14 protein-coding genes and 1 other RNA gene are annotated in these 15,974 nt (G+C 69.9%); 9 read left to right on the forward strand and 6 right to left on the reverse strand.

Annotated elements, in window-relative coordinates; genetic code table 11:
* Positions 1 to 184: 184 nt before the first annotated feature.
* On the reverse strand, positions 185 to 631 hold the full coding sequence (locus tag FGL94_RS00875) for an FKBP-type peptidyl-prolyl cis-trans isomerase (RefSeq protein ID WP_241659127.1): 447 nt from the start codon (positions 629 to 631) through the stop codon (positions 185 to 187).
* A gap of 294 nt (positions 632 to 925) precedes the next feature.
* Here FGL94_RS00875 and FGL94_RS00880 point away from each other — a divergent pair, with 294 nt between their 5' ends.
* Positions 926 to 1,951: an aldo/keto reductase gene (locus tag FGL94_RS00880; RefSeq protein WP_144920051.1), complete on the forward strand. Its 1,026-nt coding sequence runs from the start codon at positions 926 to 928 to the stop codon at positions 1,949 to 1,951.
* A 57-nt stretch (positions 1,952 to 2,008) separates the two neighbouring features.
* On the opposite strand, the gene FGL94_RS00885 is transcribed toward FGL94_RS00880, so the two are convergent.
* On the reverse strand, positions 2,009 to 2,467 hold the full coding sequence (locus FGL94_RS00885; protein WP_144920053.1) for a hypothetical protein: 459 nt from the start codon (positions 2,465 to 2,467) through the stop codon (positions 2,009 to 2,011).
* Positions 2,468 to 2,577: 110 nt separating this feature from the next.
* Here FGL94_RS00885 and FGL94_RS00890 point away from each other — a divergent pair, with 110 nt between their 5' ends.
* Both FGL94_RS00890 and ffs read left to right on the forward strand, forming a co-directional pair.
* Positions 2,578 to 2,991, forward strand: coding sequence for a DUF7548 family protein (locus FGL94_RS00890; RefSeq protein ID WP_144920054.1), 414 nt, complete (start codon positions 2,578 to 2,580; stop codon positions 2,989 to 2,991).
* Positions 2,992 to 3,067: 76 nt separating this feature from the next.
* Positions 3,068 to 3,379, forward strand: an RNA gene (gene ffs, locus FGL94_RS00895) — signal recognition particle sRNA.
* A gap of 49 nt (positions 3,380 to 3,428) precedes the next feature.
* Here the strand turns inward: ffs and FGL94_RS00900 are convergent.
* Positions 3,429 to 4,730 (reverse strand): ATP-binding cassette domain-containing protein, encoded by a 1,302-nt coding sequence (locus FGL94_RS00900; RefSeq protein WP_144920056.1) that lies wholly within the window; start codon positions 4,728 to 4,730, stop codon positions 3,429 to 3,431.
* Positions 4,727 to 5,869 (reverse strand): vitamin B12 ABC transporter permease BtuC, encoded by a 1,143-nt coding sequence (btuC, locus tag FGL94_RS00905; RefSeq protein WP_144920058.1) that lies wholly within the window; start codon positions 5,867 to 5,869, stop codon positions 4,727 to 4,729. The genes FGL94_RS00900 and btuC overlap by 4 nt, the downstream gene beginning before the upstream one ends.
* A gap of 62 nt (positions 5,870 to 5,931) precedes the next feature.
* On the opposite strand from btuC, the gene FGL94_RS00910 reads away from it, so the two are divergent.
* Positions 5,932 to 7,110 (forward strand): PGF-CTERM-anchored ABC transporter substrate-binding protein, encoded by a 1,179-nt coding sequence (locus tag FGL94_RS00910; RefSeq protein ID WP_144920060.1) that lies wholly within the window; start codon positions 5,932 to 5,934, stop codon positions 7,108 to 7,110.
* A gap of 66 nt (positions 7,111 to 7,176) precedes the next feature.
* Here the strand turns inward: FGL94_RS00910 and FGL94_RS00915 are convergent, their stop codons facing one another.
* Both FGL94_RS00915 and ligA read right to left on the reverse strand, forming a co-directional pair.
* Positions 7,177 to 7,911, reverse strand: a complete 735-nt coding sequence (locus FGL94_RS00915; RefSeq protein ID WP_144920062.1) for an MBL fold metallo-hydrolase — start codon at positions 7,909 to 7,911, stop codon at positions 7,177 to 7,179.
* A 74-nt stretch (positions 7,912 to 7,985) separates the two neighbouring features.
* Positions 7,986 to 9,830 (reverse strand): ATP-dependent DNA ligase LigA, encoded by a 1,845-nt coding sequence (gene ligA, locus FGL94_RS00920; RefSeq protein ID WP_144920064.1) that lies wholly within the window; start codon positions 9,828 to 9,830, stop codon positions 7,986 to 7,988.
* 180 nt (positions 9,831 to 10,010) lie between these two features.
* On the opposite strand from ligA, the gene FGL94_RS00925 reads away from it, so the two are divergent.
* From FGL94_RS00925 to FGL94_RS00945, 5 genes are all read left to right on the forward strand, one after another.
* Entirely contained in the window at positions 10,011 to 11,570 is a 1,560-nt protein-coding gene (locus FGL94_RS00925; RefSeq protein WP_144920066.1) for a hypothetical protein, read from the forward strand.
* Positions 11,571 to 11,822: 252 nt separating this feature from the next.
* Positions 11,823 to 12,806, forward strand: a complete 984-nt coding sequence (locus FGL94_RS00930) for an aliphatic sulfonate ABC transporter substrate-binding protein (RefSeq protein WP_144920068.1) — start codon at positions 11,823 to 11,825, stop codon at positions 12,804 to 12,806.
* Position 12,807: 1 nt separating this feature from the next.
* Positions 12,808 to 13,617 (forward strand): ABC transporter permease, encoded by an 810-nt coding sequence (locus FGL94_RS00935; protein ID WP_144920070.1) that lies wholly within the window; start codon positions 12,808 to 12,810, stop codon positions 13,615 to 13,617.
* Between the two features lie 4 nt (positions 13,618 to 13,621).
* Positions 13,622 to 14,416 carry an ABC transporter ATP-binding protein gene (locus FGL94_RS00940; RefSeq protein ID WP_144921383.1) on the forward strand — a complete coding sequence of 265 codons (795 nt, stop codon included), beginning with the start codon at positions 13,622 to 13,624 and terminating at the stop codon, positions 14,414 to 14,416.
* 360 nt (positions 14,417 to 14,776) lie between these two features.
* Complete coding sequence (locus FGL94_RS00945; RefSeq protein ID WP_449405026.1) at positions 14,777 to 15,958, forward strand: LeuA family protein; 1,182 nt, start codon at positions 14,777 to 14,779, stop codon at positions 15,956 to 15,958.
* Positions 15,959 to 15,974 lie beyond the last annotated feature (16 nt).

Genomic DNA, 15,974 nt, shown 5'->3' on the forward strand with positions numbered 1-15,974 from the left:
TCGTTCTCACCGCTAAACAACCACTCGGCCAACTCGACTCACGTACTCCCGCTCTCGATCAAGAGGCGGCTCTCGGCGAGCAGGTGTTCCATGCTGTATCGCACTTAAAAAGCGGTTTCGGCAGGGCAATCGAGATCTCCCCCGTGTCGCCCCCAACGGCCGCTCAAAATGCCTCCGTTCGAGCTCAGTTGACGTCGATGATCTCGACGTCGAACGTCAGCGTTTCGCCCGCGAGGCGCGGGTTGAAGTCCACCCGGACAACCTCCTCGTCGACGTGGACGACCTCGCCTTGGCTGCCGTTCTGGGCCTCAAGGTAGGCGCCCTCTTCGGGCGTCTGGCCGCCGAGCATCTCTCGGAGCTCCTCGGTTTCGAACTCCTGAATATTGTCGTCGCTGGGCTCGCCGTAGGCCTTCTCCGGCGGGATCGTCAGCGTCTCCGTCTCCCCGGCCTCTAAGCCGATCAGGCCTTCCTCCATCCCTTCGATGACCTGTTCGTCGCCGATTTCGACCGTCAGGGGCGCGTACTCTCGGTCGGGCTGGGCCTCGGCGAGGCCCGTCTCCTCGGCGACGGATCGCCGGGAGGTGTCGAACACAGTTTCATCGTCGAGCCGTCCCGTGTACTCGAGCGTCACAGAATCGCCGGTAGCTATCGTCATACGAGAACGAGGCGTGCCACACGGAAAGTCTATTGCATCGAGAGACGGCAGTCAGGCTTTCTTTGAGCGGATACGGGACCGGTGCCTTTCTCCGTGTTATCGACACTCCAGCCGATCGCTTATAACCGGTCGCTGATTGCGGGTCGACGGCGGGAACCTGCGCGCCACCGCCTCGTTCCTTATAAGCGATCGTCGCGGCCGCTCGGCCGACCTCCTCCGCCGACCGCCGCTGTCGCCACGCTTTATAAATCGCGGCCGAGACGTGCGAGCATGGACTACCGACGGCTCGGCAACACGGGACTCCGCGTCTCCGAGCTCTGCTTCGGGACGTGGCGCTTCGGGCGGGAGACGAACGGCGTCGTCGAGACGGGCCGCGAGGAGGCCCACGAACTCCTCGACGCGGCGGCGGATCACGGGATCAACTTCATCGACACCGCCAACGTGTACGGGACGCCGAACGGGAAAAGCGAGGAGTACGTCGGCGAGTGGCTCGCGGAGCGCGACCGCGAGGACTACGTGATCGCCTCGAAGGTGTACTTCCCGTTCGACGGGCGCGGCGAGCCCGGCCCCAACGACTCCGGGCTCGGGCGCAAGCACATTCGGGCGCAGGTCGAGGGGACCCTCGATCGGCTCGACACCGACTACCTCGATATCTACTACATCCACCGCTGGGACGAGGAGACGCCCATCGAGGAGACGATGCGCGTCCTCGACGAGCTGGTCTCGGAGGGGAAGGTCCACTATCTCGGCGCGTCCACGATGGCGGCGTGGCAGCTGACGAAGGCGCTGTGGACCGCCGACGCCAACGACTACGCGCGCTTCGACGTGGTCCAGCCGCTCCACCACGCCGGCTACTACGAGGACGTGAGCGAGTACCTCGACGTGTGCGCCGATCAGGATCTGGCCGTCTGCCCGTACTCCCCGCTAGCGGGCGGATTCCTCACCGGCAAGTACGAGCGCGCCGACCCCGACGACCCCGAGCAGGTGATCGCGCCGGACGGCTCGCGGGGGAGCTTCGACGACCGGTTCGAGCGCTTCTACCTCTCCGAGCGCGGCTGGGAGGTGCTCGACGCGGTCCGCGAGGTCGCCGACGAGCTCGACGCGACGCCCGCACAGACCGCGCTCGCGTGGCTCACGGAGTGGGACGAGTTCACCTGCGTCCCCATCGTCGGCGCGCGCACGACCGACCAGCTCGCGGAGAACGCCGCTGCGACCGACCTCGCGCTCTCCGACGAGCAGTGGGACCGGATCATGGACGCGCGGTACGACCCGGACGGGAACCTCTGGGGGCACTGACGGGTCGGGAACCGGCGCGCGCGGCCGGCACCGCGGGCGTCGCGGGGGTCCAGCCCCCTACGCCTCGAAGTCGGGCAGGTCGTCGGGCGCCTCGAACTCCGCTTCCCAGTCGATGTACTCCTCCTTCAGCGTCTCGCAGACGATCTGGCCGAGCTCCGTGAGCCCCGCGTTGATCGCGGAGACGGTGCCCCACGAGTCGAGATCCGGATGAAGGTCTCGCTCCTTCCAGTCCTCGGGGAGGCCGGGCGCGTGGTACCCAACCCGGTCGGCGAAGTCGTCCCAGAAGAAGTCGAACCGGGAGACCAGATCGAGGTCGAGCGCGATCCGCCAGTCCGCTTCGTCCATGTCGCTGCCGGCGGCCCACTCCTCGAACGCCTCTTCCCACGCGCCCTCGCGCAGGAACGCCTCCAGCTCGTCGCGGCGGTACTCTCCGCCGGCGACCTCCGCGTCCTCGTACTCGTTCGGATCGACGGCGGCGAGTTCGGGCGGCTCCGGCGGGTCGACGTCGAGGCTCATGTGCTCCCCTCCGCGCCGGCGACTCAAAACGCTACGGGAGCGTGCCGTTCCGCCGTCGGGTCCCGCCCCGATCCGGTCCTTTTACCGCCGTCCCTCACCGAGTCCCGGACATGGAGCTCCGCGACATCTCGCGTCGGGCGGGGATCGCCGCCGGCGTCGTCACCGTGCTCGCGCTCGCCGCGCCGTACGCGGTCGTGTCAGGCGGCGAGTACGCGACCCAGCTCGCCGGGTACTACGCCTCGGGCCCGCTTGGCGGCGCCGGCGTTGCCCTGTTTGCGCTGCTCGGCGCCGTCGTCGTCGCCTCCGTCGAGCGCGGCAACCTCGATCCGGGGACGCTCGCCGGCGTCGCGGTGATGCTCGGCGTCGCGACGACGCTGAGCGCGGCGCTGTGGGCGACGGCGATCGAGCCCACCACGATGTTCGCCGACCACCGTTGGCTGGAGTGGCACGCCCGCGCCGTAGTGGCCCTGTCGGTTACGATGCCGGTGTCCGCGGCGGTGTACGCTCGGGAGTTGCTGGCGTAGCGACGCTCCGCGACGCCTCCGGACCGATCGGTTCTCCGCCGAACGAAAGGCCCTTAAGGTGGTGACGTGTACCTCGAAGTGGACTAGGTCGGGCGGTTAGGCCCCGCTCGTCACCCGTGAGGTAGTCTTTAGCGGGGACCGAACAGCGGGCGCGTCCGGTCTGACCGGCGCGGGCCCCGAGAGCCAACGTGGAAGCCTCGTCCGCCGGGGACAGCGGTCCGTGACGCCCGCTCGCAGGAGCGGTCCGTCGCGGTTCGTCGGCGACACTGGGTCAGGCGCGGAAGCGAGCAGCCCACCGCCGGACGCCAGTCGCTCGTCGGGTCGCGGGGTGGAGAAGGCAACCGGGATACCCCGCGCCGGAACGCCGGGCTACCCCGCCTGTCCGCCATTCATACTCGTTTTCACGACCGGTAGCGACCGTACCGTCGTAGCCGGTCTCACCTGTTCGGCTCGTCGTTTCCGTCGATCTCGCGTACCGCGTCGAGCGGTTCACCGTCGTCGAACCGATCGCCGACGCACGCGATCCGGTCACTGGCCGCCAACACCGCCGCGTTCGCTTCGGTTTCGCCGTCCGTCTCTACCCCTATCTCCTCCTGTCCCGCTTTCCCCGCCTCCCCGACCGCGACGGTCACGTCGGCCGCCCGCGCGAGAGCGACGGCCTCGGCCCGCCGCTCGGAAGGGACTGCCGCGAACGGGGGCGCCGTCACGACCGCCGCGTCCGCGTCGGCCGCGACGCCGGCGGCCGCGTCGCCCTCGGGGACGACGCCGACGGAGACGGCGTGGCCCGCCGCGGCCAGCCGTGCGACGACCCGCCCCGCCGGTCGACCCGTTCCGACGACGTGAACGCGGCGCGGGTCGGGCGGGCCGGCGGACTCCGTCGGCTCCGCGGACTCGCTCCCGTCGGCCGCGTCGAACGCGGTGACCGTCGGTGTCCCCGTCGCCGGGTCCCTCCCGACGAACGCCTCGGCGTCGAACGCGTCTCGGAGCGCCGCCGCCGTCAACACCTCCTCGGGCGGGCCGGCGGCGCGGACGCCGCCGTTCGCGAGGACGACGATCTCGTCGCAGTACCGCGCGGCCACGTCGAGGTCGTGGATCGCCGCGAGCGCGGCGCGCCCGTCGTCGACCAGGTCTCTGACGAGTTCGAGGGTTCGGACCGCGTGGTTCACGTCGAGGCTCGCCGTCGGCTCGTCGAGCAGCAGCGACGGGGTCTCCTGTGCCAGCGCCCGCGCCAGCAGGACCCGCTGACGCTCGCCGCCGGAGACCTCGGTGATCGCCCGGTCGGCGAAGCGCGCGACGCCCGCCGCGTCCATGGCCTCGCGGACCGCGCGCTCGTCTTCGGGCCCGTGACCGTCGAACCGCCCGAGATGCGGCGTCCGTCCCATCTCGACGATCTGCCGCACTCGGAAGTCGAACGCGAGGCCCGTCTCCTGCGGGACGCTGGCGACCCGCCGTCCGGCCGCGCGCGCGGACAGCGATTCGGCTGGGTCGCCGTCGAGCCGAACCTCGCCCGCGTCGGGGGAGAGCGTTCCCTTGATCGCCCGGAGGACGGTCGTCTTCCCCGCGCCGTTCGGCCCGACGAGCCCCACGAGTGTCCCGCGCTCGACCCGGAGGTCGACCCCCGAGACGACCGGCACGTCGCCGAAGGCGACCGAGAGGTCGCTGACTTCGATCGGCGGGGTCTCGGCGTCGCTGGTCGAGGAGGACGCCGAACCCTCAGCGGCGGACGACTCGGCCGTCACAGCTCGTGCACCTCCCGGGTCACGAGCAGGTAGATAAAGAAGGGCGCGCCCACGGCGGCGGTGACGATTCCGACGGGGAGCTCCGTGCTCCCGGCGCGCGCGAGCGTGTCGGCGGCGACGAGGAACGATCCCCCCGCGAGCGCGGCGCTCGGGAGCAGGACGCGGTGGTCGGGGCCGACGACCAGCCGGAGCATGTGCGGGACGATCAGGCCGACGAAGCCGATGACCCCCGCGAAGGCGACGCCCGCGGCCGTGATCAGCGCCGAGGCGGCGAGCAGGACCCGCTTCGTGCGCTCGACCGCGATGCCGAGCCCCTGCGCCTCCTCCTCGCCGAGCAGCATGACGTTGAGGTCGCGAGCGTACGCCAACAGAACGACGAAAAGCGGCGGCACGACGACCGCGGTGACGGCGACGTCGCTCCACGCGGCCCCGGAGAGGTGCCCCATCAGCCACGCGACGATCCGGCGGAGCGACTCGCCGGCCTGTAGTTGGAGGTACGAGATGACCGCGCCGAGGAACGTCTGGATAGCGACGCCGGCGAGGAGGAGGGTCGCGACCGGGGTCCGACCGTGCCGCGTCGCGATGGCGTACACGCCGAAAGCGGCGGCGAGCGCCCCGACGAACGCGAACAGGCTCACGCCCGCGCCGTGCGAAAGCCCGATATCGACCGCGCCGACGACCGGGAGCGTCAGGGTCGCCGACAGCGCGACGGGGAAGACGATGAACGCGACCGCGCCGACGGCCGCGCCCGAGGACACCCCGATGATCGACGGGTCCGCCATCGGGTTGCGGAAGAACCCCTGCATCACCGTGCCGGCGGCCGCGAGCGCGAACCCCACGAGCGCGCCCATGAAGATCCGCGGGAGCCGGACGCCGACGACGATCTGCTGGTGGACTTCGTCGACGGGGAACGCGAACGGAGACCGGTACGCGAGGTCGATGTTCGGAAGCGTGAGCAGCCCGACTCCCTGCGAGGTCGTCTCGACTCCAACCGGAACGACGAGCGCGTTTAACACCGCCATTACGACTTCAACGGGCGGAATTCGGACGGGACCGATCGCGGCGCTCGTGACAATCACGGCGACCAACGCCGCCGCTAACGCCGCCGACCACCCCGCGGCCCGACCCCAAGCACTCATTCGTTCTCCAACAAAACTTGTAGTAGGTAAGTACTTATTGGACGAGCGTCGTCGTCGATGCGATGCGAGACAGGTACGTCATCGCGATGGCCCTGCTCGTGGCGACCGCCCTCGTGGGCGGCGTCGCGGGCCCGGCCGCGGGTGCACAGCCGACGACGGAGGCGACCTCGGCGATCGAATCTCCGACCGACGGGCCGAGCGTCCACCAGACGGACGACGCGTGCGGGTTCCCGCTCGAAGTCACGGACGCCACGGGGACGACGGTCACGCTCGACGAGCGGCCCGAGCGGATCACGACGACCAACCCGTCGGCCGCCCAGACGCTCTGGGAGATCGGCGCGCAGGACCGGGTCGTCGGCGTGACGCAGTACGCCGCGTACCTCGACGGGGCCAGCGAGCGGGCGAACGTCTCGGCCGAGGGTTTCGGCGTCAGCGTCGAGCGCGTCGTCGGCACCGAGCCGGACCTCGTGCTCGTCCCGAACGCGTCGTCGGCGAGCACGGCCGAGTCCCTCCGCGAGCAGAATCTCACGGTGTACCACTTCGCCGCGGCGACCTCGGTCGAAGACATCGCGGAGAAGACCGAGACCACCGGCCGCCTCGTCGGTAGCTGCGAGGCCGCCGCCGAGACGAACGCGGAGATGAACCAGGCGGTCGCCGACGCCGAGAACCGCACCGCGGGCCTCGACCGCCCGAACGCGCTGTACCCGCTCGGCGACGGCTACGTGGCCGCGAACAACACCTTCATCAACTCGATCATGGAGATCGGCGGGGTGAACAACGTCGCCGCCTCGGAGGGCGACGGCTACCCGCAGCTGTCGAACGAGGTCATTCTCCAGACCGATCCCGAGATCGTCCTCGTCACCGACCCCGAGGCGCCGATCCTCGACGAGGAGCCGTACGCCAGCACGACCGCCGGGGTCGAGGACAACTACGTCGTGATGAACGTGAACTACCTCAACCAGCCGGCGCCGCGGAGCGTGATCGAGTCGACGACCACGCTCGCGACCGCGGTCGAGGAGCTGCAGACGGAGGGCGAAGAGACGACCGACGGAGAGGACGGGACGAGTGATGGAGAAGACGGAACGAGTGACGACGAGAACGGAACGACGGACGGCGACGACGGAACGACAGATGGAACGACGGACGGCGGCGACGGCTCGGAGAGCCAAGCGCCCGGGTTCGGCGTCGTGACCGCCCTGATCGCGGCGCTCGCGGCGGCGCTGATCGCGCGGCGACCGTAACTGGCGGCACCCGTCGCAGGCTGCGGTTTCTCGGCCTTCCAACCGTCGAGCTACTGGTTTACTGGTTCACTGATTCGCCGAGCGCGCGTCGAGCGCGACGGGGATCGAGCGCGCGGCCACGTCGCCCGCGAACGCCTCGCCGTCCGCCTCCAACTGCTCGAAGGTGTCGTAGTGGATAGGGACGACCAGGTCCGGGTCCATCGCCTCGGCCAGCTCCGCCGCGGCCCGCCGGTCGGAAGCGAGCCCGCCGCCGGCGATGTTCGCGAGGTAGACCGAGACGTCGAGCTCCGCGAACCCGTCGAGCGCGTCGGAGTCGCCGGGCCAGAAGACGGTGCGGTCGCCGAGTCCGAGCAGGAACCCGCAGCCGAACCCCGGCGGGTGGATCACCGAGCCGTCCGGTCCGGCGTTGGGCCCTTCGGGGTCGTTGTGCGCGGCGACCGACCAGACCGCGACCTCGCCGACCGGGGTCGCTACGTCGACGCGCGCCTCGTCGTCGACGCGGATCACGTCGTAGTCGTCGGCGAGCGACTCGATCGACTCCACGTCGCGGTCGATCCCCGCGGGGTCGACCGCCTCGTATATCACGAGCGTCGCGTCCTCGCGCGCGACCGACCGGATCCCCTCGGGGTCGTAGTGGTGATCGTGGGTGACGACGACGAGGTCGCCGTCTCGGGCCCAGTAGTCGTCGAGGACGCCGTATCGTCCCGGATCCGTGTAGGCGACGGGGCCGTCCTCGGGCTCCAGTCGCGCCGTCGCGTATCCGAGCCACTCCACCGAGAAGTCGTCGTAGCGAACCGTCATACGCGTGTATCTGCCGCAGCCGCCTTGAGCGTGGCTATGGATACCCGGTCACTCGGCGTCGCCGGCGAGAACGCTCACTCCTCTCCGTCCCCGGCGAGCCGCGCGACGCGTTCCAGCGAGTCGGCGTCGTCGACCGCTTTGTCCTCGCGCACGCCGACGAACCGCGGGAACCGCAGGGCGTAGCCCGACGAGTAGGTCGGCGAGGTCTGGATCTCCTCGTAGCCGACTTCGAGGACGACCTCGGGTCGGATCGTGATCTCGGTCCCCTCCTCGCTCACCACGTGAGGCTCCAGCCGCTCGGTGAGGCCGGCGAGCTCCTCGTCGGTGAGCCCGGTCGCGACCTTGCCGATGGTCGCGAACTCATCGCTCCCCGTCCGCACGCCGAGCAGGAAGGTTCCGAACAGCTCCGCGCGGCGCCCCTCGCCCCACTCCGCGCCGACCACGACGGCGTCGAGCGTCTCTACGTCGGGCTTGCGCTTCAGCCAGTCTCGGCCGCGGTCGCCGGGCGTGTACGCCGACTCGGGGTTCTTCAGCATCACGCCCTCGTGGCCCGCGTCGAGCGCGGCCGCCTCAGCCGCCTCGATCGCCGTCGGACCGTCAGCGAACTCGACGCTCGCGGCCGCACCGGGCAGAACTTCGACGAGCCGGCCGTGGCGGGCCCGGAGCGGCTCGTCGAGCAGATCGTCGCCGTCCGCGTGGAGGCAGTCGAACGCGTGAAGCCGGAGCCCGACCTCGTCGCGCATCCGTTCCACGTCGTGTTTCCGCCGGAAGCGCCGTAACACCTCCTGGAACGGGAGCGGGTCGCCGTCGTCGTCGATCGCGACGACTTCCCCGTCGAGGATGACCGGGTCGGAGACGTGTCCCTCCACGTACTCGACGATCTCCGGGAGCGCGTCGGTTACGTCGTCCATGTTTCGCGAGTAAACTCGCGGACCGAGGCCGCCGTTTCCGGTGTGATCGGCGCCGGAACCGTTGTCGACGGCATCCTCTGGCACGTAATGGATCTGCACGCGCGCCCCGTCGAACTTGGTTTCGACGGCGACCTCGCCGAACGCCTCGACCGCGTCGGTCGCGGTTCCCGCCTGCGCGAGCATCGCCTGCACCGGTCGACCGACCGCCAGCCCCTCGGCGCGCAGGCCGGTGAGCCCTTCGTCGCGGGCGAGGACCGCGACGCGACCGTAGTCGTTGGTCACCTGGAGCGCGCGCTCGACCGCCGCGACCGCCTCGGTATCGGCGCGAAGGGTCGGACCGTCGCCGTCGTCGCTGTCGTCGCCGTCGACCGTCTCACTGCCGCCTTCCCTGTCCGCGAGAAACGCCTCCGCGATCGCGTCGCGGACGGCCCCCTCTCCGACGCCGAGCCGCATCTCGCCGAGGACGAGCCGGGCGAGCACCTTCGCCTCGGCGGGCTCGCACCGGTTGAACAGCCCGAACAGCGCGTCGCGCTTGCGGGACTCGCTGCCGTCGCCGGCGGCGGCCGCCAGCCCGCGCAGCTCCGCGTCGACCGCAGCGACGGTGAGCCGGTCGCGTCCCTCGCCGAAGGCGTCGAGCCCGCGCTGGCCGCCGAACTCGAAGCCGGCGGCGACCGCGCCGATCTCGCCCGCCTCGGCCAGCCGCTCCTCCACGTCGGCGGCGGTCACGTTCGGGCCGGCGGCGCGGGCGATCGCCTCGCGACAGCGGGCCGGTCCCACGTCGAGCGTCCGGGTGTCGTGCGCCGGGAAGACGCGACCGAGCAGGAACCGAGTGACCGTCGCGAGATCGTCGTCCCCGGGGCCTCCGTCGTCGGTCCCGCCGTCGCCGTCGTCGCTTCCGTCGGTCCCCTCGGCGACCGCGAGCAGGTCGGCAACGAGTCGGGTCGTCTCGATGTCGGCGGGCTCGGCCGCCAGCCGCTCCGCCCGGTCGGCGAACGCTGCGAACTCCATGCGCGGAGTCGGCGATCGCTCGGCAAAAGCGCCCCGATACGGGCAGCGCCACGGTGTCGGTCGGTCTCGACGGGACAACATCTCCGAGCGCCCGCGCGGGCCTCCAGGCCGCGTGTCGACCGGTCCCACGCAGCCGATCGGGCGTAGGCCTTTTTAGTTGGCGGGGTCGTCGACCGTCCCATGAGCACCGAGTCCGCGCTCGCCGATGGGGTCCGTGAGGCGCTCGCGGTCGACCCGGAGGAATTCGATGCCCGCGCCGAGGAGGAGGCGGAGGTCGTCAAGCAGGCGCTCCGCGACGGCGCCTTCGACAACCACCAGTCGATCGTCGGCTTCGAGTACGAGTTCTACGCGGTCGCCGACGGGCGGTGGAGCGAGGAGTCGCGTGCGGGCGAGTACGCCCTGATGCGGGTCCCTCGTCGACTGCTGGAGCTGATGGGGTTCGAGAAGGAACTCGGGCTCCACAACGCCGAGATGTCGACGAGTCCGCAGCCGCTCTCCGACCACGGGCTCCGGGCGCAGCTCGCGGAGGTCAGGGCGCGGCTGGAGGCCGCAGAGAACACCGCGGGCGTCGAGGGGATGCGGCTCGTCTCGGACGGCCTCTGGACCATCCCGCCGGCGGGGGAGACGGCCCGCGGGTACCTCACCGACAGCGTCGACGTCGACGGAGTCACCGTCGCGGTCAACATGAGCGACGCGGTCCGGTACCACGCGATGGCGAACACGGGCGACGACGGGCAGCGCGGGACGGTCATCGAGGCGCCCGGAGTGTCGCTCGCGGCGGACACGGTGATGCCTGAGAGCCTCATCACCTCGATCCAACCGCACTACCAGGTCGCGCAGGCCGAGACCCTGCCGCGGCACTTCCGGTACGCGCTCCGGATCGCCGGCCCCTTGCTCGCGCTCGGAGTCAACTCCCCCTTCTTCCCGCCGGACCTGTACGACGACGACTGGGGCGGCGAGCGCGTCCTCGCGGAGGGCGCGACGGAGAACCGGATCCACGTGTTCGAGTCGGTGCTCAACGCGCGCACCGACGAGGGCAAGGTACGGTTCCCGCGAGACGTTCACGACGTCGAGACCGCGGTCGACCGGATCGCCGCAGACGAGACGCTGATCCCGATGCCGGAGCCCGACGGTACCGACCGGTTCGACGACGAGTTCGCGACGTTCCGGACGAAACACGGCAGCTACTGGCGATGGGTCCGCCCCGTCTTCGAGGGCGCGAGCCGGTCGAGCGCCAACGCCCGGATCGAGTTCCGACCGATTCCGGGCCAGCCGACCGTCCGCGACTCGATCGCCTTCCAGGGGGCGTTCGCCGGGCTGATGCAGGCGCTCCCGCAGCGCGAACACCCCGTCATCGGGCTCGACTGGGAGACCGCGCGCGACAACTTCTACGCCGCGGTCGCCGACGGCCTCGACGCGGAGATCGAGTGGATCGGACTCGACGGGGAGCGAACCACCGACGTCGACGCGCTGTACGCGGACCTCCTCGACCACGCCGAGGCGGGGCTCCGGACCGCGGGCTGCCCCGAGGAAGAGGCGGCCGCGTGGCTCGCTCCGCTCCGGTGGCGGGTGGCGAACCGGACGACGCCGGCGAGCTGGAAGCGAGACCGGGTTCGCGAGCGCCTCGACGCCGGCGACGACTTCGAGACGGCGGTCCACGACACCCAACGCGAGTACATCGACCGACAGGCCGAGACGCTGATCGAGGGCGGCTTCTCCGCGTGGACGAACGGTGACTGAGGCGCCGAATCGGCGTCGACCCGAATAAACCGGCAATCGGTTCCGGATTCGGGAACGGCGGCTTTGACCGATCTCGACGACCGAGTTGCAGTTCGATCGCGTATGAGGCGGACAGAGCCTTCGAAGCGGCAGATTAGCCCCTGTGTCTGTTTCTCACGTGCCAGTATTTATAACTACAAGGCATCATAGGTGCGGTTGAATATTCTCGATAGCCATATTACCTTATGAGTGGGGCCGGTACGAGAGGGTACGATGGAGCGAAGACAGTTCCTCAGCGGAACCGGCGCGGCGATCGGCGGCTCGCTGCTCGCCGGCTGCGTTGGCGGGAGCGACTCTCGGACGGTGACGGTCGATTACGCCTACTACAACCCGGTCAGCCTCGTGTTACGCGAGAAGGGGTGGATGGCGGAGGCGTTCGCCGACACCGACGTGGAGATCGAGTGGGTGCTGAGCCTCGGCAGCAACCAGGCCAACGAGTACTCCCAGAGCGGCGAGGCCGAGGTCGCCTCCACCGCCGGGATCGCGGCGCTGATGGCCCGGTCGAACGGGGTCCCGATCACGACGCCGTACATCTACTCCGAGCCCGAGTGGACCGCGCTCGTCACCTTCGAGGAGAGCGGCATCGAGTCGGTCGCCGACCTGGAGGGTAAACGGATCGCCGCGACCCGAGGCACCGACCCGTACTTCTTCCTCCTGCAGGCGCTCGACGACGCGGGGCTGAGCGAGGACGACGTGGAGGTCGTCCACCTCCAGCATCCCGAGGGGCAGTCCTCGCTGGTGCAGGGCAACGTGGACGCGTGGGCGGGGCTCGACCCCCACATGGCCGAGTTGGAGCTGGAACACGACGGCGCGGAGCTGTTCTTCCGCGAGCCCGCGTACAACACCTACGGGTTCCTGAACTTCCTCGACGGGTTCCTCGCGGACCACCCGGAGGACGCCCGGCGCGTGATCGACGCCTACGAGCGCGGCCGCGAGTGGGCGATCGACAACCCCGAGGAGACCGCGTCGATCCTCGCGAGCGAGTCGGACATGTCCCAACCGGTCGCAGAGCGGGTTTTCACACAGCGGAACGACCTCTCGGAACCGGTTCCGGGCGACGCCCACCGCGACCTGTTGTCGGACCTCGCGCCGATCCTCGAAGCGGAGGGACTCGTCAACGACGACGCCGACCCTCGGGGGAGCATCGACGACCTGCTCGACTCCGAGTTCGCGGCCGACGCCGCGGGAGGCGAGTGAGATGGCGACCACGCGGGAGACCGAGAGCGGCGACGTTGGGGCGGAACTCGTGGGTGCGCTTCCGGACGCCGACCGGTTCCAGTGGCTGCTCGGGCTGGTCGTGCCCGCGGCGCTCGTCGTCGTCTGGCATCTGCTGGTTACGACGGGGGTGTTCGCGGCCCATCAGCTCCCCCAGCCGCTCCGCGTCGTCGAGACGCTCTACGGGATGGCGGCCACGGGCGAGCTGTGGGGCCACATCGCCATTACGCTCCAGCGCGTGTTCTTTGGGACGCTCCTCGGCGTGAGCGTCGGGGTCGGTTTCGGAACGATTACCGGTCTGTACGGGCTCGCGCACGACCTGCTCGACCCGCTCTTACAGAGCCTCAAGAACATCCCCTCGCTGGCGTGGGTGCCGCTGTTCCTGCTGTGGTTCGGCATCGGCGAGGGCGCGAAGGTTCTCCTTATCGCCGTCGGGGCCTTTTTCCCCGTCTACCTCAACCTCTCGACCGGTATCAGTAACGTGAGCGAGGACCTGATCGAGGTGGCCGAGGTGTACGACCTCGGTCGGTTCGAATCGCTCCGGCGGGTCGTGTTCCCGGCCGCGGTGCCGAGCCTGCTCGTCGGGATCCGCGGCGGCGTCGGGTTGGCGTGGATGTTCGTCGTCGCCGCGGAGCTGATCGCGGCGAGCCAGGGGATCGGGTTCCTGCTGAGCGACGGGCGGGTGCTCGCCCGACCGGACATCATCGTGGGATCGATCCTGCTGTTCGCCTTCTTCGGGAACCTCTCGGATCTCGCTGTCAAGGAGGTGGAAAAGCGTGCCGTCGACTGGTGAGGAAGTGGACGAGGCGGACGACCCGCCGGAGCGGACGGGCGACTCGACGGCGCCGACGGACGGTCCGGCCCTCGCCGTCCGCGGGCTCACGAAGCGCTACGGCGACACCGTCGCGCTCGACGAGGTCGACCTCGCGGTCGACGACGGGGAGTTCGTGGCGGTCGTCGGCCCCTCGGGCTGCGGGAAGTCGACGCTGCTGCGCGTACTCACGGGGTTAGAAGAGCGGTTCGAGGGGCGCGCGGCGGTCGACGGGGTCGACGTGCGCGACGGCGGCAGCGACGCGGTCGGCATGGTGTTCCAGGAGCCGCGTCTGCTCGCGTGGGCGGACGTGCGTGAGAACGTCGCAGTCGGGCTCCCGGCCGACGTCGATCCCGGCGATCCCGCTGCGCGCGACCGCGTCGACGGGCTGATCGAGACGGTCGGCCTCGACGGGTTCGCCGAGAGCCGCCCCGGCGAGCTCTCGGGCGGGATGGCCCAGCGCGTCTCGCTGGCGCGCGGGCTCGCCTACGAGCCCGAGGTGCTGTTGCTCGACGAGCCGTTCTCCGCGCTCGACCAGCTGACGAAGTACGAGCAGCAGGACAACCTGCTCGACGTGTGGCGCGAGCGCGGGGCGACGGTCGCGCTCGTCACCCACGACGTGGAGGAGGCGGCGTACCTCGCGGACCGCGTCGTCGTGCTCGGCGGCCAGCCCGGCACCGTCGAGACCGTCGTCGACGTCGAGGCGGACCGACCGCGCGAGCGGACCGACGAGGCGCTGCTCACGGCCCGCCGCGAGATCACGGACGCGCTCGGGGTCTGAGCGGCGTTCGATCGCCTCGGCGCCCGATCGCATCGCGCCTGTGACCGGGGTCGGCGGCGCGTGCCGCCATCCGCTTCGGGACCACCGACCGCGCGCCGACCGCACACGGAACGAAACGAACGTCGATTCGGCTTATTAATCGGGTTCCGAAACCACAGTACCCCGATCGTCTCGATGTGTGTATAATGTGTATAAGGACATGCGATCACGTTGATGTCGTGTGATTTTCGGGATCGTCGTTCGAACCCCGGGGGCTCTCAGATGAGCCGTTTTTGCAACCGGCACAAGTGTTAAGTTCTCGACCGTGCTTTCGTCAGTCGATGACAGACATCACGGAGGCTTCGTCGGACACCCCGGCGGATCGAGTTCTTCCAGGGCACGATAGCTTCTAACATCGATATCGGTCCTGTACGGATCTTCGACACGACGTTACGAGACGGTGAACAGTCACCACGGACGTCGTTCAGCTACGACGAGAAACGCCGCATAGCGGCGACGCTGGACGACATGAACACCCACGTCATCGAGGCTGGGTTCCCGGTGAACTCGGACGCGGAGTTCGAGGCCGTGAGCGATATCGCCGCCGCGACGGACACCACCGTCTGCGGGCTGGCGCGGGTCGTCGAGGGCGACATCGAGGCCGCCATCGACTCCGGCGTCGAGATGGTCCACGTGTTCGTCTCCACCAGCGACGTACAGCTGGAGGATTCGATGCACGCGACCCGGCAGGAGGCGAAACAGCGCGCGATCGACGCCGTCGAGCAGGTGAAAGACGCCGGCGTCGAGTGCATGTTCTCGCCGATGGACGCGACGCGGACCGACCCCGACTACCTGCGGGAGATCGTCGAGGCGGTCAGCGACGCGGGCACCGACTGGATCAACATCCCGGACACGTGCGGCGTGGCGATGCCGACCAGCTTCGGGAAGACCGTGAAGGCGGTCGTCGAGGCGACCGACGCCCGCGTCGACGTACACACCCACGACGACTTCGGGATGGCCGCGGCGAACGCGGTCACCGGCTTCGAGAACGGCGCGGAGCAGGCGCAGGTGTCGGTCAACGGGATCGGCGAGCGCGCCGGCAACGCCGCCTACGAGGAGGTCGTGATGGCGGTCGAATCCGTGTACGGCGTCGACACCGGCATCGACACGACCCAGATCACCAAGCTGGCCCGGATCGTCGAGGAGGCCTCGGACATCCCGGTGCCGGCGAACAAACCCGTCACCGGGCGGAACGCGTTCGCCCACGAGTCGGGCATCCACGCCGCGGGCGTCATCGAGAACGCCGACACGTTCGAGACCGGCGTGATGACCCCGGAGATGGTCGGTGCCGAACGCGAGTTCGTGCTCGGGAAACACACCGGCACCCACAGCGTGCGCAAGCACCTGGTGGAGGCCGGCTTCGACCCGAGCGACAGCGAGGTCCGGCGCATCACCAAGCGCGTCAAGGAGTACGGCTCCGGCAAGCGCCAGGTGACCGCCGGCGACGTCGAGCGGTTCGCCGAGGAGGCGGACGTCGACCGCGAGGAGGAGGTCCGGGTCTGATGGCCGCCTCCCTGCA

Origin of the sequence: Halorubrum salsamenti (genome assembly GCF_007671685.1) — an archaeon.
Lineage (GTDB): Archaea > Halobacteriota > Halobacteria > Halobacteriales > Haloferacaceae > Halorubrum > Halorubrum salsamenti.

What these genes read in the sequence shown, in the direction of transcription:
- FGL94_RS00910 (WP_144920060.1), top strand. Translation starts at nt 5,932, where the DNA reads ATGCGAGACAGGTACGTCATCGCGATGGCCCTGCTCGTGGCGACCGCC.
- FGL94_RS00885 (WP_144920053.1), bottom strand. Translation starts at nt 2,467, where the DNA reads ATGAGCCTCGACGTCGACCCGCCGGAGCCGCCCGAACTCGCCGCCGTC.
- FGL94_RS00925 (WP_144920066.1), top strand. Translation starts at nt 10,011, where the DNA reads ATGAGCACCGAGTCCGCGCTCGCCGATGGGGTCCGTGAGGCGCTCGCG.
- FGL94_RS00915 (WP_144920062.1), bottom strand. Translation starts at nt 7,911, where the DNA reads ATGACGGTTCGCTACGACGACTTCTCGGTGGAGTGGCTCGGATACGCG.
- ligA (WP_144920064.1), bottom strand. Translation starts at nt 9,830, where the DNA reads ATGGAGTTCGCAGCGTTCGCCGACCGGGCGGAGCGGCTGGCGGCCGAG.
- FGL94_RS00880 (WP_144920051.1), top strand. Translation starts at nt 926, where the DNA reads ATGGACTACCGACGGCTCGGCAACACGGGACTCCGCGTCTCCGAGCTC.
- FGL94_RS00890 (WP_144920054.1), top strand. Translation starts at nt 2,578, where the DNA reads ATGGAGCTCCGCGACATCTCGCGTCGGGCGGGGATCGCCGCCGGCGTC.
- FGL94_RS00935 (WP_144920070.1), top strand. Translation starts at nt 12,808, where the DNA reads ATGGCGACCACGCGGGAGACCGAGAGCGGCGACGTTGGGGCGGAACTC.
- btuC (WP_144920058.1), bottom strand. Translation starts at nt 5,869, where the DNA reads ATGAGTGCTTGGGGTCGGGCCGCGGGGTGGTCGGCGGCGTTAGCGGCG.
- FGL94_RS00930 (WP_144920068.1), top strand. Translation starts at nt 11,823, where the DNA reads ATGGAGCGAAGACAGTTCCTCAGCGGAACCGGCGCGGCGATCGGCGGC.